General features: G+C 64.4%; 16 protein-coding genes, 1 pseudogene and 1 riboswitch. Of the genes and pseudogenes, 10 read left to right on the top strand and 7 right to left on the bottom strand.

The window, feature by feature from the left end:
* Nucleotides 1-202: 202 nt before the first annotated feature.
* Nucleotides 203-913: a biosynthetic peptidoglycan transglycosylase gene (locus QQL24_RS03080; RefSeq protein ID WP_431310636.1), complete on the bottom strand. Its 711-nt coding sequence runs from the start codon at nucleotides 911-913 to the stop codon at nucleotides 203-205.
* A gap of 194 nt (nucleotides 914-1,107) precedes the next feature.
* Between QQL24_RS03080 and QQL24_RS03075 the strand changes: the two genes are divergently transcribed.
* On the top strand, nucleotides 1,108-1,992 hold the full coding sequence (locus tag QQL24_RS03075) for a LysR family transcriptional regulator (RefSeq protein ID WP_284310407.1): 885 nt from the start codon (nucleotides 1,108-1,110) through the stop codon (nucleotides 1,990-1,992).
* A gap of 6 nt (nucleotides 1,993-1,998) precedes the next feature.
* Here QQL24_RS03075 and QQL24_RS03070 read toward each other — a convergent pair whose 3' ends face one another.
* A complete protein-coding gene (locus QQL24_RS03070) occupies nucleotides 1,999-2,424 on the bottom strand; it encodes a cupin domain-containing protein (RefSeq protein WP_284310406.1) in 426 nt (141 codons plus the stop codon).
* 204 nt (nucleotides 2,425-2,628) lie between these two features.
* Between QQL24_RS03070 and QQL24_RS03065 the strand changes: the two genes are divergently transcribed.
* Nucleotides 2,629-2,988 (top strand): hypothetical protein, encoded by a 360-nt coding sequence (locus QQL24_RS03065; protein WP_284310405.1) that lies wholly within the window; start codon nucleotides 2,629-2,631, stop codon nucleotides 2,986-2,988.
* Nucleotides 2,989-3,002: 14 nt separating this feature from the next.
* Here QQL24_RS03065 and QQL24_RS03060 read toward each other — a convergent pair whose 3' ends face one another.
* Nucleotides 3,003-3,890, bottom strand: coding sequence for a LysR family transcriptional regulator (locus QQL24_RS03060; RefSeq protein ID WP_284310404.1), 888 nt, complete (start codon nucleotides 3,888-3,890; stop codon nucleotides 3,003-3,005).
* 111 nt (nucleotides 3,891-4,001) lie between these two features.
* Here QQL24_RS03060 and QQL24_RS03055 point away from each other — a divergent pair, with 111 nt between their 5' ends.
* Nucleotides 4,002-5,051 (top strand): YeiH family protein, encoded by a 1,050-nt coding sequence (locus QQL24_RS03055; protein ID WP_284310403.1) that lies wholly within the window; start codon nucleotides 4,002-4,004, stop codon nucleotides 5,049-5,051.
* A gap of 104 nt (nucleotides 5,052-5,155) precedes the next feature.
* Here QQL24_RS03055 and QQL24_RS03050 read toward each other — a convergent pair whose 3' ends face one another.
* Both QQL24_RS03050 and QQL24_RS03045 read right to left on the bottom strand, forming a co-directional pair.
* Nucleotides 5,156-7,210 (bottom strand): 2Fe-2S iron-sulfur cluster-binding protein, encoded by a 2,055-nt coding sequence (locus QQL24_RS03050; RefSeq protein WP_284310402.1) that lies wholly within the window; start codon nucleotides 7,208-7,210, stop codon nucleotides 5,156-5,158.
* A gap of 113 nt (nucleotides 7,211-7,323) precedes the next feature.
* Nucleotides 7,324-7,935 (bottom strand): glutathione S-transferase family protein, encoded by a 612-nt coding sequence (locus QQL24_RS03045; protein WP_284310401.1) that lies wholly within the window; start codon nucleotides 7,933-7,935, stop codon nucleotides 7,324-7,326.
* A 122-nt stretch (nucleotides 7,936-8,057) separates the two neighbouring features.
* On the opposite strand from QQL24_RS03045, the gene QQL24_RS03040 reads away from it, so the two are divergent.
* Both QQL24_RS03040 and crcB read left to right on the top strand, forming a co-directional pair.
* Nucleotides 8,058-8,960 carry a LysR family transcriptional regulator gene (locus QQL24_RS03040; protein ID WP_284310400.1) on the top strand — a complete coding sequence of 301 codons (903 nt, stop codon included), beginning with the start codon at nucleotides 8,058-8,060 and terminating at the stop codon, nucleotides 8,958-8,960.
* Nucleotides 8,961-9,020: 60 nt separating this feature from the next.
* Nucleotides 9,021-9,080: riboswitch (Fluoride riboswitch) on the top strand.
* A gap of 70 nt (nucleotides 9,081-9,150) precedes the next feature.
* Complete coding sequence (crcB, locus tag QQL24_RS03035; protein ID WP_284310399.1) at nucleotides 9,151-9,588, top strand: fluoride efflux transporter CrcB; 438 nt, start codon at nucleotides 9,151-9,153, stop codon at nucleotides 9,586-9,588.
* A gap of 162 nt (nucleotides 9,589-9,750) precedes the next feature.
* Here crcB and QQL24_RS36525 read toward each other — a convergent pair.
* Nucleotides 9,751-10,176: pseudogene (locus tag QQL24_RS36525) on the bottom strand (ROK family protein); the annotation flags it as partial.
* On the opposite strand from QQL24_RS36525, the gene QQL24_RS36520 reads away from it, so the two are divergent.
* The 4 genes from QQL24_RS36520 (at nucleotide 10,159) to QQL24_RS03010 (ending at nucleotide 13,544) form a co-directional block, all read left to right on the top strand.
* Nucleotides 10,159-10,302 carry a hypothetical protein gene (locus QQL24_RS36520; RefSeq protein WP_431310630.1) on the top strand — a complete coding sequence of 48 codons (144 nt, stop codon included), beginning with the start codon at nucleotides 10,159-10,161 and terminating at the stop codon, nucleotides 10,300-10,302. The pseudogene QQL24_RS36525 and the gene QQL24_RS36520 sit on opposite strands and share 18 nt — an antisense overlap.
* 155 nt (nucleotides 10,303-10,457) lie before the next feature.
* On the top strand, nucleotides 10,458-11,297 hold the full coding sequence (locus QQL24_RS03020; protein WP_284310396.1) for an FkbM family methyltransferase: 840 nt from the start codon (nucleotides 10,458-10,460) through the stop codon (nucleotides 11,295-11,297).
* Nucleotides 11,298-11,459: 162 nt separating this feature from the next.
* Nucleotides 11,460-12,440 carry an aldo/keto reductase gene (locus tag QQL24_RS03015; RefSeq protein WP_284310395.1) on the top strand — a complete coding sequence of 327 codons (981 nt, stop codon included), beginning with the start codon at nucleotides 11,460-11,462 and terminating at the stop codon, nucleotides 12,438-12,440.
* Nucleotides 12,441-12,716: 276 nt separating this feature from the next.
* The gene (locus QQL24_RS03010; RefSeq protein ID WP_284310394.1) at nucleotides 12,717-13,544 is read left to right on the top strand and encodes an aldo/keto reductase; all 828 of its coding nucleotides are present in this window, start codon (nucleotides 12,717-12,719) and stop codon (nucleotides 13,542-13,544) included.
* Between the two features lie 352 nt (nucleotides 13,545-13,896).
* Here QQL24_RS03010 and QQL24_RS03005 read toward each other — a convergent pair whose 3' ends face one another.
* The gene (locus QQL24_RS03005; RefSeq protein ID WP_284310393.1) at nucleotides 13,897-14,022 is read right to left on the bottom strand and encodes a hypothetical protein; all 126 of its coding nucleotides are present in this window, start codon (nucleotides 14,020-14,022) and stop codon (nucleotides 13,897-13,899) included.
* A 563-nt stretch (nucleotides 14,023-14,585) separates the two neighbouring features.
* On the opposite strand from QQL24_RS03005, the gene QQL24_RS03000 reads away from it, so the two are divergent.
* Complete coding sequence (locus tag QQL24_RS03000; protein ID WP_284310392.1) at nucleotides 14,586-15,374, top strand: hypothetical protein; 789 nt, start codon at nucleotides 14,586-14,588, stop codon at nucleotides 15,372-15,374.
* The last annotated feature ends 288 nt before the right edge of the window (nucleotides 15,375-15,662 follow it).

Here is a 15,662-nt window from a genome sequence, read left to right as displayed (position 1 = left end):
CCGTGACAGTCACGGCAGGCCGATGACAAAATTCGATTGAAGGCGCAGCCTATACAGGAAGAGAACCCAGGAAGAAAGGGGCCGGAGTCATTATTTTCCCTGGGATCGCCGGCCTTCCGCGTGCACGGGCATCTTGCCCGTTCTTCCCTTATCACGAAGCGTGCCGGTTCCAAGAACGGGCAGGATGCCCGTGCACCCGGGACTACCTCACACAGGAAAAATACTCCGCCGAGTTCCGGGCCCGGTTCATGATCAGGCCGGCGAGGTTGCGCAGCCGTCTCGTCGGCGCACCCGCGCTGCGGCGGATCGGGTTGGGCAGCGCGACGGCGAGCTGCGCGGCCTCGCGGGCGTTCAGCCGGGACGCCGGCTTCTTGAAATAGAACTGCGAGGCGGCTTCGATGCCATAGATGCCGTCGCCCCACTGCGCCACATTGAGATAGATCTCCAGCGTGCGCCGCTTCGACCAGACGAGGTTGGCCCATAGCGCCAGCGGCACCTCCAACGGCTTGCGGGCGAAGGTGGGCAGCGGCCAGAGATAGAGGTTCTTCACCGTCTGCATGGCGATGGTGGAGGCTCCGCGCGAAGGGCCGCCCTCCTGCTCCAGCACCGTGCCGATCGCCCCGAAATCGACGCCCCAGTGCCGGCAGAACTGGCCGTCCTCCGACGCCATCACCGAAAAGCGCGCCACCGGAGCGATGTCGTCCAGCTTCACCCATCGCCGGTCCACCTTCTGTCCGGTGGCATAGCGCCCGAGCATCGGCAGGGAGACCGGCGGCACCACGGCATAGACAAAAGTGAGCAGCACGGGGATGGCTGCGACCGCGATCAGGGCATAGGCAAGGCGCCGCCAGAGCGGGCGCGAGCGTCTCCTGGCAGGCATGGCAACCCCAAGCTCCGTGCCTTGTTCGGGCATTGCCGCGTCAGCCATCGTCCCGCCCGGCCCCAAATGTTCTTAACCTCAATAGCGCAAAGCAAGCGCTGGCGCATCCCACAGTTAAAAATGGGTTAACATCGCCGCTTGCCGACAGGTTGCCGGATCACACACCCTAGGCACATCGCGAGCGACCCCTCATATTAAATGGTCTACTCAGGCGGGCCGCTCCGATCATGCATCCTAATATCACCTTTACCCAGCTCCGCTGCTTCGTCGCCGTGGCCGAGACGGGCGGCTTCACCTCGGCCGCCCAGCGCATCCACCTGACGCAATCGGCGGTCAGCCAAGCCATTGCGGGGCTGGAGGATGCGCTCGGCGCCAAGCTCCTCACGCGTACGCGCGAAGGCGTCGTCCTCTCCGACATGGGCGAAGCGGCCCTGATCGAGGCCCGGGCGTTGCTTGCCGGCGCCCAGCGTCTGGCCGCCGTCACCCGCACCAGCGACAAGCTGGCGGGTGCGACTTTGCGCATCGGCTCGGTGCAGAGCGCGGCGGCGAGACTCCTGCCCGGCTGGCTGAAGCCCTTCCGGGCGCTCTATCCGCAGGCGGGCATCACCCTGCACGAAGGCACCGACGACGAGGTGACCGCCTGGGTGCTGGCCGATGCCGTCGATGTCGGCATCAGCGGCCAGGCGCACCCCGATCTCGACAACCACATCGTCGCCAATGACGATTTCGTGCTGGTGCTTCCAGCCAATCACCGCCTGGCCAAGAACGCTTCGATCAGCCTGGAGGCGCTCGACGGCGAGCGCGCCATCTTCTCCGGCGGGGGCGACGACACCCAGCTCGCGGCCGCGCTCATGGCCGTCGGCGCCAAGCCCCAGGTGCTGTTCCTGGCACGCGACAATTCCACCATCTTCGGCATGGTGCGCGAGGGCATCGGGCTCACCATCATGCCGGACCTGACCCTGCCTGATGACACGACGGGTCTTGCCGTGCGCCGGCTGACGCCGACACTGCGGCGCGACCTGCACGCTTCCACGCACAGGAGCGGCCTTAGTCCGGCCGGCAAGGCCTTCATGGAGCTGCTGCCGATCGACAGCGTCAACGGCTCGAAGTGAAACGCCTCAGGCGCCCGGCACCGGCACGAGCCCGTAGCGGAGCATCGTCTCCTTCATCTTGACGAGATCCGGCGGCTCCACGCTGAGCAGGGCCGCCACCTCGCGGAAATAGCCGGGGCCGAGCACGCCGGGGGTCAGCACCACCAGGCTGGTGGCCGGCTCCTGCGTATCATTGCGGAAGGCGTGGACGACGCCACGGGGAATAAAGAGGGTCTCGCCGGGTGCCACGGTAAGATCGCGCCCATCGACTCGGAAGCTCGTCACGCCGGAAAGGCCGTAGATCGTCTCCTCCCAGTTTTCATGGTGATGGGCCACCGGCATGCGGGAATTGGGCTGCACGATCATCTCGAACATGTCGAGACTGCCCCCGGTCTCGTCTTTGCTCTGCAGGAAGCGCAGTTCGAGGCCCTTGATCTTGATAGTCTCTGGCATGGCTGATGGCGCCTTCGGTGGATTGACGCCCCAAGCTGGGCCCCCGCGGGGAATGCCGCAAGGTACTATCTCAGCGGCAGGCTACTAATTTTCATTCCCGACTTCGTCGATCCTCTCCCGCGGAGCTTGGACGACAGACGCCGGCATGGTCACCGCCCGCGAAGTAATCCATCCTCACCACCTAAATGGAAGTGATGCGAAACCATGCCCACCACCGTTTCCACCAATCTAGACGACGCGGTCGCCGCTCGCGCTCGCGACATCGCCCAACGAGAACATTGCTCCCTCTCCACTCTCGTTGCCAATGCCGTGACAGTGTTCACCGAGTTGCCAAAGGAGCTACGCGACATGGTGTTGGACTTGCGTGCGGCGAACGATGAAGCGCAGTTGCACGCTCTGAGCAACGAGATCAGAGCCATCGTGGCCCGCACTCGATTCGACAGGATCGCTCATCGGCTGGCAGCAGAAGTCAAATTCCCTCACCTCGCCGCAGATGCAAGTGAGCTTGAGATCTTGGAAGCAGCAACGGCTCTGACGCTAAACGAAATACGCCGGCGTGATTGAGCGTCCTCCCAGCATCACCCGCCGCTCTGCGTGATCACCATCTCCAGCATCTTGGCGGCCTTGGTGAAGTAGCGCTCCTTGTGGCGCAGCATGCGGAAGGCGCGGGGCGGGATGTCGAAGGCGATGCGTACCAGGCGGCCGGCCTGCAAATCGGGGCCGGCGACCAGCTCCGACATCACGGTGACATAGGGGCCGGAACGCACGGCCGAGCGCACCGCCTCATTGGATGGCAGCACCAGCGCGACCTCGAGCGCGGAGGGATCGACGCCCCAGGCCTTCAGCGCTTCCTCGAAGGCCGAGCGGGTACCGGAGCCCGCCTCGCGCATGATCCAGCAGGCGGTGGCGATGTCATAGGCCCGCACCACGCGCCCATCGGACCAGGGATGGCCGGGGGCGACCACCACGATCAGGCGGTCATGCGCCACGGTCTGCACATGCAGGGCCGGCTCGTCGATGGCGCCCTCGATGAAGCCGATCTCTGCGGCGCCCTCCAGCACCGCCTGCGTCACACTCTGGGTGTTGCCGATCTCCAGCCGGAGGTCGATGGTGGGGTGGACATCGTGATAGCGGGCGAGGAAGGGGGCCACCCAATAGCTGGCGATGGTCTGGCTGGCCTGCAGGGTGAGCGAACCACGCAAGCCCCCTCCGAGTTCCGAAAGTGCCAGCTCTGCGGCCTTTGCGGAAGCGAGCGTTGCCCGCGCTTCGGGCAGGAACTCGCGGCCGCCCTCGGTCATTTCGATACGCCGGCCCACGCGGTGAAACAGGGTGGCGCCGTAGCGACCCTCCAGCACGCGAATGGCTGAGCTCACCGCCGAGGGCGTCAGGCGCAGATCCTCCGCGGCGCGCGTGAGATGCTCCCGCTCGGCCACCGCCACGAAAATCCGCAATTGTTCCAAGGTCATGGAGCGATCATTCGATTAAGTCGAACGAAACTTACACTATTTCGAAATGGATTGAACAGCGCTTTTCGGCGAAAAACAACCACCCCATCGAAGCCCCGAAAAGTACCCGTAATGACCGCCGGCATCAGCAACAAGATTCGCGAAATCATCCCAGGCGCTGGGCTGTGCATCGTGGTCACTGCCCTTGCCATGGCGGCCCAGCTCGCAGAGACCAGCCTATTCGGCAAGGCCTGGCTGGAAGCCTTGGTGCTCGCCATCCTGATCGGTGCGCTGATCCGCACCTTCGCTCAGCCCGAAAAGCATTTTGACCGCGGTATCACCTTCGGCGCCAAGACCCTGCTGGAAGTGGCCGTGGTGCTGCTCGGCGCTTCCGTCAGCGCCGCCGCCATTGCCGATGCCGGCCCGGCCCTGATCGTCGGCATCGCCGGCGTGGTGACTGTCTCGATCCTCCTGAGCTTCGGCATCGGCCGCTCGCTCGGCCTGCCCTACAACATGGCGCTGCTGGTCGCCTGCGGCAACTCGATCTGCGGCAATTCCGCCATCGCCGCCACCGCTCCGGTGATCGGCGCCAATGGCAAGGACGTTGCCGCCTCCATCGCCTTCACCGCCGTGCTCGGCGTCGTGGCCGTGATCTGCCTGCCCATGCTGGTGCCCGCTCTCGGCTTCTCGGCCGGCCAATATGGCGTGTTCGCCGGCCTCACCGTCTATGCCGTGCCACAGGTGCTCGCCGCCACCGCTCCGGTCGCCGCCCTCAGCGTGCAGATCGGTACGCTGGTCAAGCTCACCCGCGTGCTGATGCTCGGCCCGGTGATCCTCGTGCTCGCCTTGATCGGCGAAAGCCAGCGCACCGCCAGCGCCGGAGCCGAGGGCAGCGTCGCCCGTGTCAAGCCGAAGCTCAGCCAGATCGTGCCCTGGTTCATTATCGGCTTCCTGGCGATGATGGCCCTGCGCTCCTTCGACCTGCTGCCGCAAGCCTCGCTCCAGCCCATCGCCTCGGCCTCCAACACGCTGACCATCATCTCGATGGCCGCCCTCGGCCTCACCGTCGATATCCGCGCCGTCGCCAAGGCCGGCCCGCGCGTCACCTCCACGGTGATCCTCTCGCTGCTGGCCCTTGGCGTGATCAGCTATGCCCTCATCATGCTGCTGAAGGTGGCCTAGAGCAAAATGCGTTCGGGCTGAAACGCGTCTCCATTTTAACGTATTGGAAGTAGGAGCATTTTGCGATTCCGGGTGATTCCGTCTGAAAGCTCACATCTAGGCGCTCAAAGATCCAGGCTCAGCGCCCCGCCTGCGGCGGGCACCGAACAGCAGAGCAGAGCCTCGTCCCCGCCGACTTCGGCCATCGGCTCGCCTTCATAGGACACTGCGCCGGACAGCACCGTCGTCCGGCAGCTGCCGCAGGAACCGGCCCGGCAGCTATAGGGCGGGCTGAGGCCGTGCGCCTCGGCAAATTCCAGCAGAGAGCCGGAAGCCGGCTTCCACTCCGCCTGCCGGCCCGAAGCGGCGAAGGTGACGGTTACGGGCTCGGCTGCCGGCTGCTGCATGGTCCGCATCGGTTCTCCTGCATCCCTCCGGCGCTTGAAGGAGGATGGCCCGAAAGCTTCTGCGCGGACACGGTTGTCAGGCACGTTCAGGTCGCGCAGGCCATCGTAGAGGGCCTGCATGAAGGCGCCTGGACCGCAGAGGTAGAAGTCGTAGTCGTCGAAAAGCGGGCTCGAGCGCAGCAGAGCGGCATCGATGCGGCCGTAATGCTCATAATCCTCCTCCCCGGCGCCAGTCGGGTCGCTCAGGACGCGCACGACCTTCACCGCGCCCTCCGAGGCTGCCACCAGGGCGACGATCTCGCGATCGAAGGCGCGCTCGGCCTTGGAGCGGGCGGACTGGAACAGCACGGTCTGGCGGATGCGGCGCTTGCGCAGGCCCTCATAGACGATGTGGCGCAGCATGGCGAGCAGGGGCGTGATGCCGATGCCGGCGGCGAGCAGCACGGCCGGCCTCTCCTCCAGCGCATCGATAGTGAAGGCCCCCGTCGGCGCACGGGCCTCGATGACATCGCCGGGCTTCAAGCCGTGCAGGAAGCGCGACACCGCGCCCTCTCGCTTGACGCTGATGCGATAGAGCCCGTCCGAAGGCGCGGAGGAAAGCGTATAGGTCCGCAGGGCCTCGCGGCCATCGGGCAGGTGCACACGGATGGGCAGATGCTGCCCAGCTTGGTGGGCAATCAGCCCGGCGCCGTCGACGGGCTCGAGATAGAGCGAGCGGATGACGCTGCTTTCCTCGACGATCCCAGCCACGCGGAAGGGCCGCCAGGTCCTGCCGAGCTCGGCAGCCTTCAGCCGGGCGGCGGCTTCGACCCAACTGCCCGTCAGCAACGCGTTGGGTGAGGCGCCCTGCGGGCGCGCCGGCCAGCGCAGCGGCAGGGTCCCGGGGCGATAGACGATCTGGCGGGGCGTGAAGCGCAGCAGCCGCTCGGCGCCCTGGAACGCCGCGATCTCTGGCGAGTCGAGCACGACCTCGCCGAGGCCGGAGAGTTGCAGGAGGTCGCCCGTCTCGAAATCGATGAAGACCAGCCCAGCCTTCGGGTTCACCAGGATATTGCCGAGCGTGTTGAAGAACAGATTGCCGGCAAAGTCCGGGATGGTCAGCACGCCGTCCTCGCCCACCCGCACGAAACCGGGCCGGCCGCCGCGATGGGAGACGTCGACCTGGCGCCCGCTATCGGGACGATCCGCATAGGAGGCGATGAAGAAGGTGTCGGCCTTGAGGATCATCGTGGTGGCGAGACCTTCCAGGCTGCGAAGGCGCTGCGGCGTCTCGGCATGCGGCGAAGCGGGCTCGCGCGTGAAATCGAAATTGCGCAGCTGGATATATTGCGGGCAATTGCCGTAGCTCTGGCCGACGACGACGTCGAACGAAGCCTCGTCGCTCCGCCTGACCGTGCCGTTCAGCCGGTTGCGCCGGCGGGTGTGCAGCTCGATGCCGATGAAGCCGACGGCGTCCCCGTCCTGCAGTCCCGCGGCCGCCGGATCGGCGGGATTGACCGCTGAAGCAACATGCAGGGTGTGGGGATCGGGCGAGTTCAGGAAACCCGGGCGGCCAGACAGCACCGTCGCCCAGGCATTGCCGGCAGGATCGACCGCCCCGGCCACGATGAAGGGCAGTTGCGGATAGAACTCGCGGTGCTGGTCGATCAGATGGTCCCGCAGGGCATGGCGGCCGACCACATCCATGCGCTCGGCGACGCCGGCCCGCCGCTGCAGGGCAATCTCGCCCTCATGCCAGGGGGAGCTGGACAGGATGGGAGTGCTGCCGTCCATGGTGGGAGCCTTTCTGTGGAGGCGGGCGATTTGGGGGGCGGGTCTTCAGACCCGGCTCTTGACCACACTCGCCGCGCAAGGAGCCGGGTCTGAAGAACCGCCCCCAATGTGTCCTAGGCCGCCAGCCCGATGGCCGTTTTCTGGAAGGGCACGAAGCCCGGTAGAGCCTCGACCCGGCGCAGCCAGGCGTTGACATGACCATAGGGCGCGAGATCGACATTCCCCTCGGGCGCCGAGGAAATGTAGCTGTAGAGCGCGACATCAGCCGCGGTCGGGCGATCCGTGGCGATCCAGGTGCGATCAGCCAATTCTCCGTCGATCAGCTTGAGGATGCGATGGGCGCCAGCGATGGCTCTCCCGGCATCGAAATCGCGCCCGAACACGGTGACGAGGCGGGCGGCGCAGGGCCCGTTATAGATCTCACCCGCAGCCACCGAGAACCAGCGCTGCACGGTGGCAGCCGCCTCCGGCTCCGTGGGAACCCAATCCGTCAGGCCAAGCTTGCGGGCGACATAAACAATGATTCCGAGGGAATCGGAAACGATCACGCCCTTGTCATCCAGCACCGGCACCTGCCCGAAGGGGTTGAGGCTCAGGAAATCGCGCTCTTTGTGCGCGCCCTTGGCGAGATCCATCTCCACGAGCTCGTGCTTGACCCCCGCCAGCGACAGGAAGAGATGCGCCCGGTGCGAATGGCCGGACAGCGGATGGTAATAGAGCTTCATGGTCGATCTCCGAAAGGCGCTTGTTTCGAACATCAAAATGCTTGTTCCATCCTGAAAAGAGAATATGCATTCTCCGGAAGTCATTATTCCACTGAATGAAACAGTCATGCGCGGGAGCGGCCATGGATCGCTGGCAGGCCATGCGGGTGTTCGTGAAAGTGGCGGAGACCGGCGGCTTCGCCGAGGCGGCGCGCAAGCTCTATATGAGCCCGCCCGCCGTCACCCGGGCCATCGCCGCCCTCGAGGAGACGATCGGAGCAAGGCTCCTCATTCGCACCACACGCTCGGTGAAGCTCACCGATGCCGGCCAGCGCTACCTCGCCGATTGCCAACGCATCCTCGCCGATCTCGCCGAGGCCGAGGCCGCCGCCGCCGGCTCCTATGCGACGCCTGGTGGCACGCTGGTGGTCACCGCGCCCGTGCTGTTCGGCCAGATGCATGTGATGCCCATCGTGATGGATTATCTCAGCCAGCACCCGTCGGTGACGGTGCAGACCCTCTTCCTCGATCGCATCACCAACCTGATCGAAGAGGGCATGGATGTCGCCATCCGCATCGGCCGCCTGCCGGACTCGGAGCTGAACGCCATCCGCGTCGGCACGATGCGCCGGGTGGTCTGCGCCTCGCCCACTTATCTCGCGGCGCATGGCGAACCCCTTACGCCCGCCGAGCTCGCCGACCACCGCGTCATCGCCAATGTGAGCGCCTGGCCTTCGCTGGAGTGGCGCTTCGGGCGCGAGCGGAAGACCAGCGTCAGTATTCATCCACGCCTGATCTGCAATCTCAACGAGGCTACCATCTCAGCCGCCCTCGAAGGGTGGGGCCTGGCGCGGGTGTTGTCCTACCAGGTCGACGCCACCGTCAGGGACGGGCGCCTTCGCATCCTTCTCGCCGAATTCGAGGAAGAGCCCCTGCCCGTCCATGTCGTGCATGCCGGCGGGCACGGGCCGTCAGCCAAGATCCGCTCCTTCGTCGATTTCGCCGTCGAGCGGCTGCGGGCAAGCCCGATCTTCGGCGGCAGTTGACTGGAGTGGCAGTGTCTCCCGTGCCGTTGACCATCCTGCACAGGGCGCTATAGAGTGCCTCACCAGCACGGGGATGGAGTCCCCCCAAACCGCCGCAAGGCTGATGACTCCTACCAGGCGTTTCGCGCCGGTAGGGGTGTGTCCGTTCTCCTCCTGATCGAAACGCTGTGCGGTTCAAAAAGGAGGACTCATGTCTGATTCATTCACGAATACGCTACTCATCGCCATTGGCGGCGCCCTCGGCTCGGTGGCGCGCTATTGGGGCGGCATCTGGATGGCGCCCTATAGCCAGAGCCTGCCCTGGGGCACCATCCTCATCAATATTCTCGGCTCCTTCGCCATCACCTTCTTCGGCACGTTGACCTTTGCGAGCGGCCGCATCCCGCTGGCGGATGGCTGGCGGCTGTTTTTCATGGTGGGTATCTGCGGCGGCTTCACCACCTTCTCCTCCTTCAGCCTGCAGACCTTCGAGCTATTGCACATGAACATGCCCGGGCGGGCGCTGGCCAACATCGCCGCCTCCGTCCTGCTCTGCCTCGCTGCCTCCGCGGTAGGCTATTACGCCGCCGCCGGCATCAATGGCGGATCGCAGCAGACGGCGCAGGTGCAGGTGGAAGACGAGGCGTAGCCTCTTCCTGGGAGCGCGGACATCACAGCGACATGCAAGCATGTCGCTGTGATGTCCGCGCTCCCAGGAACCAATCTCGATGTTCGAGCCATCGAAGCCCCGGTGATGCGCGATGGTCGCCGCTCCCACGGCGCATTCCAGTTCGCCCAAAGTGGAGAGGCGGATCTGACGCCTCGCCATGCCCGGTACGATGGCGGCGCCCACCGCCTCGGCGATCGTATCGAGCCGCGCCGCCAGCACGGGGCGCATGGGCCCGCCGAGGACGATGGTGCCCGGGTTGAAGATGTTCACTAGTGTGGTGAGCCCGGTGACGAGATGGTCGGCGAGGCCGTTCATGACCGCGTCAGCGTCGCGATCGCCCCGAGCGGCCGCATCGGCCACCCGCGTTGGCCAGGCCGAGAGACCGTCCGTGCCGAAGCCCTCGCCGGGGCGGTAGGCGCGTTCCAGGGCAGCGATGTTGACGAAGGTTTCGAGGCACCCCTCCTGCCCGCAGGAACAGCGCGGGCTCGTGGTGCGGATGCGCAGATGGCCGAACTCATCGGCGGCGGCGTTTCCAACGGCTTCGACCTGATGGAGACGCGCATCCACGCCGAGATCCGCAAGACGGCGATGCCCTCATTCCGGGACGTGCCCGTGGTGAAGGCCGGGCTTGGCGACAATGCCGGGCTGGTGGGCGCTGCGGCGTTGCCGCTGTTCGACGAACGGGGCGAATAGCTTCCCCGGGATCGCAGGCTTCCAGCCTGCTCTTGCAAGCAGGCCGCTTGCCGGAGGGGAGGAGGCAGGCGCCTCATCTTGGTTCTCCATACGCACTTCTCCCTTTGATGGCGCTTTGCTAGCCTTGGGGCCACCGAGCAAACCGGGGAGTGAGCGTGCCGAACTATGTCATCGAGAACAGCAGGATCGCGGCCAAATGGACGCGCCATGGCCTGTTCTTCTTCAACCGCAACGACCTGTTCATCGGCCGCTCGCTCGACCTCTACGGCGAATGGTGCGAATCCGAGATCCAGCTCCTCGGGCAGGTGCTGCGACCCGGTGATGTCGCCCTCGACATCGGGGCCAATATCGGCACGCACGCGCTGTCTTTCGCCGAGATCGTCGGACCTGGCGGGCGTGTTTACGCCCTTGAGCCACAGCACCACGTCTTCCAACTCCTGTGCGCCAATGCCGCGGTGAATCTGAGCGACAATCTGCATTGCCTCAACAAGGCAGCCGGCAGCGAGGCTGGGCGCATCCGCCTCGCCGTGGGCCGGCCCGACCAGGCCTTCAATTTCGGCGCCGCCCGCCAGGGGCCGGAGGGCGAGGACGTCGAGGTCATCACGGTGGATGGTCTCGATCTTCCGGCCTGCCGGCTCATCAAGGTCGATGTCGAGGGCATGGAGCCGGCCGTGCTGGCGGGCGCGGCACGGACGATCGCCCGTCACCGGCCTTTCGTCTTCGTCGAGTGCAACGACAGCTCCGATTCGCGCGGCATTATCGGCGCCATGACCAGCCAGGATTATGACCTGTGGTGGCACATAGCCGGCTATTATTCGCCTGCGAATTTCCTCGGCAACGCCGTCGACATCTTCGGGAGCTATCAGCCGGAGGCCAATCTCTTCTGCGCTCCGAGGGAGCTTGGCCTGCGCATCGGCGGCCTGGAAGCCTGCACCGGCCTTGATGACAACTGGCGGCTGGCGCTGGAGCGGCTGAACAAGAAGAAAGCCGAATGAGGGATTTGGAGTCCAGCGTTGGAAGCTGCTTTCGATGATGTGAATTAACACCGCCCCAGCCGGATGCTACCCCTTGCCGGTTCGACCTCCCCTTAGTGAAGCGGTGCGCCGCGGCCGTTGGAGCCGCCCCTCCCGTGCCACCGACAGTCTGGAGCTTCATCCATGGACTACGTAAAACTCGGCTCGACCGGCCTCGAAGTCTCGCGCGTCTGCCTCGGTTGCATGACCTATGGCGATCCCCGGCGCGGCAACCACAGCTGGACTCTGCCGGAAGATGAGAGCCGCCCGCTGATCCGGCAGGCGATCGAAGCCGGCATCAATTTCCTCGACACCGCCAATGTTTATTCGGACGGCTCCTCGGAGGAGATCGTCGGCCGCGCCATCAAGGATTTTTCGCGCCGCGAGGAGATCGTGCTCGCCACCAAGGTCAATTCGCGCATGCGCCCTGGCCCGAACGGCGCCGGCCTGTCGCGCCGCGCCATCCTGGGCGAGATCGACCACAGCCTGAAGCGCCTCGGCACCGACTATGTCGATCTCTACCAGATCCACCGCTGGGACGCCTCCACACCGATCGAGGAGACGCTGGAGGCCCTGCATGACGTGGTGAAGGCGGGCAAGGCCCGCTATATCGGCGCCTCCTCGATGCATGCCTGGCAATTCGCCAAGGCGCTCTACACCTCCCGCCTCAACGGCTGGACCGAGTTCGTCTCGATGCAGAACCACGTCAACCTGCTCTATCGCGAGGAGGAGCGCGAGATGCTGCCGCTCTGCGAGGATCAGGGCGTCGCCGTCATCCCCTGGAGCCCCCTCGCCCGCGGCCGCCTGACCCGCGCCTGGGACGAGACCAGCGAACGCCAGGAAACGGACGCTTTCGGCGGCACGCTCTACAACGCGCATGTCGAAGCGAATCGCAAGATCATCGAGGCGGTTGCCGCGATCGCTGGAGCACGCGGCGTGCCGAAGGCGCAGGTGGCGCTGGCCTGGCTTGCCCAGAAGAGCGTGGTGGCGGCCCCGATCGTCGGCGCCTCCAAGCCCAGCCACATCACGGATGCGGTGGCGGCGGTGAGCCTTGGGCTGACGGATGAGGAGATCGCGGCGTTGGAAGCGCCGTATATTCCGCAGAAGATCGCGGGGTTTCTGTGAGGGGCTGGAGGTCTTTGAAATGGCGCGACGCGAGCCTCCCCCACGAAGCTGGGGGAGGTGGGCCGGCGAAGCCGGCTCGGAGGGGGTGTGGCCCGACGGGCACGACTTGAGAGAAAGAAGTTCAGATCCCCTCCTATCAACTTGAGCCCTATATTTTGATGAGCAGCTAGCGGACCACACCCCCTCCGTCATTGCTTCGCAATGCCACCTCCCCCAGCCTTGTGGGGGAGGCTCGCGTCGCGCCCTACATTCCACCTACTCAACCAGGAAGTTCCCATGTCCCCCACCATCCGCTTCAACGACGGCAACCAGATCCCCCAGCTCGGCTTCGGTGTCTGGCAGGTGCCCAATGAAGGCGCGAACGCCGCTGTGACGGCTGCGATCAATGCCGGCTACCGGTCGATCGACACCGCCGCCGCCTACCAGAACGAGACGGGCGTCGGCGATGCGCTCGCCGCCTCCAGCGTGCCGGCGAAGGATCTCTTCATCACCACCAAATTGTGGAATGCCGACCAGGGCTATGACTCCACCCTGCGAGCCTTCGATGCCAGCCTGAAGAAGCTCCGGCTCGACAAGCTCGACCTCTACCTCATCCACTGGCCGGTGCCCTCGCGCGACCGCTATCTCGACAGCTGGAAGGCCCTCATCAAGCTGCGCGAGGAGGGACGCGTCGCCTCCATCGGCGTCTCCAATTTCCAGATCCCGCATCTCGAGCGCCTGAAGGCCGAGATCGGCGTGGTGCCGGCGATCAACCAGATCGAGCTGCATCCGCGCTTCCAGCAGAAGGCCTTGCGCGACTATCACGCCAAGGAAGGCATCGCGACGGAGGCCTGGAGCCCGCTCGGCCAGGGCCGGCTGCTCGCCGATCCCGCCATTGCGGCCATCGCCGGCAAATATGGCAAGACATCAGCCCAGGTGATCCTGCGCTGGCACCTCGACATCGGCAATGTGGCGATCCCCAAATCGGTGACGCCGGCCCGCATCGCCGAGAATTTCAAGGTCTTCGACTTCAAGCTCGCCCCCGAGGACATTGCAGCCATCGAGAAGCTGGACGATCCCCATGGCAAGATCGGCCCGAACCCCGACACCTTTTCGATGATGTGACGGCAGGGCTGTCCGAAGAAGACAGGGTGTGAGAGCCTCCCCTACGCCCTATTTCTTTGGACAATTTCCTCCGCGGCGCCTCAACGCGCAAACGCTCTCGTTCCCACGCCCTTTCCGGCTGGGTTGATGAAGAGACCGGGCGATGGCGGCTGCGGAGCAGCCGTGAAAGCAAGATCATGGAAGATGCAGGCCGCACTGTCGGTGCAGGCCGCCATCGCCCCGTTCCGGCTGCCCGGCACGCTGACAAGGCGCGCAAGACCACCTGTTTTTTCCGCCTTATGAAGGCGGAGGCGAGCCGGGAGCGGATGGCACGGACCATCCGAACCTGAGCCAGCCGGCTCGGTGAAGGGGCTCAGCGCTGCAGTCCTGGCCGGACAGTGGCATGAGCCGTCTTCACCGCATCGGCGGGAGATGGGACGAAGGCGTTGCCGGGCTCTAGCCCTTCACGCTCCGTCCCGGGATCGCGTGGCACTTCCATGGGGTGCCGATCCCTCTGTCCCGCTCGTCACCCCTGGAGGCCGGCTTCGAGAGAAGCAGGACCGCCGCATGCGCCTACCACCTGGATAGGCTGTCGGGGTGGATGGAGGCGTTCGGGGCCGGGTTGTACAGACGCCGGCCGCTGACGCTTCGTTCCAAGACGGATGAGAGCATGGGAACGAGAAATAATCAATATTAGTTCATATTCTGTTCAACGTAATCCAACGCCTGTATCATCGGCGAAGGAGGATACCGGGCGGCGTGCTGTCGATTGATCCGGTTCTGATGAACGGTTTGACCAAGTAACTAGGGGATTGCATGTAGCGCGCACCTCAGCACTTTCTCGAAATGCGTGATTTTGGTCGTTGCGAAAGTCGTTTGCGCAAATAAGGGCGTTGTAGAAATTGGGATCAAAGCGACAAAGTAGACGGCTGCTTTCGACCTTGGCTAGCTCTGCCGACTGATGACCACTTTGTCCGCCCCGCACGGCACAAATAACGTTGCGGAACTAAACGAGGCATTGCTATTCCGTTCAATCGAAATGAATCGTGGGAGACATGTTCAATGGGTGAGAGCACACGTACCTTTGACAAGCTGCATCTGACCCAGATTGAGCCTGACGACCGCCTCGTTGTGCTCGCTCGGACAATACAATCGCGCGGTCAAGGATCGGAACCAGCGTTGAAAGACGGCGCTGTAAACTGGGTTCGATACGGGGAGACATGTGTCGGACAGGCACTCTATCGGCATCGCTCTGTTTTTCAGAACGCCTCGGAAGCGCCAGTGTGGAGCCATCTCGAGCTGAGCTACTTCCACGATATGGTTCCTGCCGACGTCATCCACGACCTCGTTGTCAAGCAGCAACCGGTGGAAACTCATCTGCTGCGAGCCGAGATTCTTCTGACGACCCCCTCGTCCTTCGTGATGCCGCGAGACTGGCAAGGCTCAGCCGGTCGACCCGAATGGCAAGTTTCACTGGAATATATCGACGTGCAACAGGCATATCTCAGCGATTACAGAGACATCATGCGGAAATATCTTGGCCCTGCCGCTGCGAGGCTTGTCCAGGCGGGCAATATTGGGACATTCAGGACGATGGAAACCGCGGCGGTGCTCTATCGTGATCCAGCGCTCAACATCGACTGGAACCAGATCCATTTAAGCGAGGTGGATGCAGGTGGCTTCAAGGGGTTTGGCCAGAAGTTCGATGCCGCACTCCGCGAGATATTCCCCGATGGAGGCTTTGTGGGCGTTTTTGCCGGCCTCGATCGCATACGCACGATCCCCCGTTGGACACTCAACGATCCGGTGGTGGAGGCCGACACCGCACTCGGGCAACTAGGCTCGGCGTAATTGCCTCATAGTTGAAGGACTGCCCCAGACTTTCCCACTTTTTGCGGATCTTCTCCTGTCGCGAAATTCCTGACCTTTCCGATACCGCTGCCTTCTCTGAAATCTCGGCGTCCTTTCCTGTTGCATAAGCCCCGTGCCGCGAACGATTTATGCAACAGGGCCAAGAACGCGGTCGGCACTTTGACCTCTCGGGCCCAACGTTGGGCCGCACATCCCCGACATATCCGTCCATCAACCCCTCCCGGCTCCAGAAACGCTAAAGCGTTTTGCGATTTGACGGAATCGGCA

The organism is Labrys miyagiensis, assembly GCF_030160835.1.
Taxonomy (GTDB): Bacteria; Pseudomonadota; Alphaproteobacteria; order Rhizobiales; family Labraceae; genus Labrys; species Labrys miyagiensis.
Note: the sequence above shows the minus strand (reverse complement) of the source record. Positions and strands in the feature narration are given on the sequence as shown.

Excerpts from the sequence above, each read along its gene's own strand:
- QQL24_RS03080 (WP_431310636.1), bottom strand. The coding sequence starts at position 913 with ATGCCCGAACAAGGCACGGAGCTTGGGGTTGCCATGCCTGCCAGGAGA.
- QQL24_RS03075 (WP_284310407.1), top strand. The coding sequence starts at position 1,108 with ATGCATCCTAATATCACCTTTACCCAGCTCCGCTGCTTCGTCGCCGTG.
- QQL24_RS03070 (WP_284310406.1), bottom strand. The coding sequence starts at position 2,424 with ATGCCAGAGACTATCAAGATCAAGGGCCTCGAACTGCGCTTCCTGCAG.
- QQL24_RS03065 (WP_284310405.1), top strand. The coding sequence starts at position 2,629 with ATGCCCACCACCGTTTCCACCAATCTAGACGACGCGGTCGCCGCTCGC.
- QQL24_RS03060 (WP_284310404.1), bottom strand. The coding sequence starts at position 3,890 with ATGACCTTGGAACAATTGCGGATTTTCGTGGCGGTGGCCGAGCGGGAG.
- QQL24_RS03055 (WP_284310403.1), top strand. The coding sequence starts at position 4,002 with ATGACCGCCGGCATCAGCAACAAGATTCGCGAAATCATCCCAGGCGCT.
- QQL24_RS03050 (WP_284310402.1), bottom strand. The coding sequence starts at position 7,210 with ATGGACGGCAGCACTCCCATCCTGTCCAGCTCCCCCTGGCATGAGGGC.
- QQL24_RS03045 (WP_284310401.1), bottom strand. The coding sequence starts at position 7,935 with ATGAAGCTCTATTACCATCCGCTGTCCGGCCATTCGCACCGGGCGCAT.
- QQL24_RS03040 (WP_284310400.1), top strand. The coding sequence starts at position 8,058 with ATGGATCGCTGGCAGGCCATGCGGGTGTTCGTGAAAGTGGCGGAGACC.
- crcB (WP_284310399.1), top strand. The coding sequence starts at position 9,151 with ATGTCTGATTCATTCACGAATACGCTACTCATCGCCATTGGCGGCGCC.
- QQL24_RS36520 (WP_431310630.1), top strand. The coding sequence starts at position 10,159 with ATGGAGACGCGCATCCACGCCGAGATCCGCAAGACGGCGATGCCCTCA.
- QQL24_RS03015 (WP_284310395.1), top strand. The coding sequence starts at position 11,460 with ATGGACTACGTAAAACTCGGCTCGACCGGCCTCGAAGTCTCGCGCGTC.
- QQL24_RS03010 (WP_284310394.1), top strand. The coding sequence starts at position 12,717 with ATGTCCCCCACCATCCGCTTCAACGACGGCAACCAGATCCCCCAGCTC.
- QQL24_RS03005 (WP_284310393.1), bottom strand. The coding sequence starts at position 14,022 with ATGGAAGTGCCACGCGATCCCGGGACGGAGCGTGAAGGGCTAGAGCCC.
- QQL24_RS03000 (WP_284310392.1), top strand. The coding sequence starts at position 14,586 with ATGGGTGAGAGCACACGTACCTTTGACAAGCTGCATCTGACCCAGATT.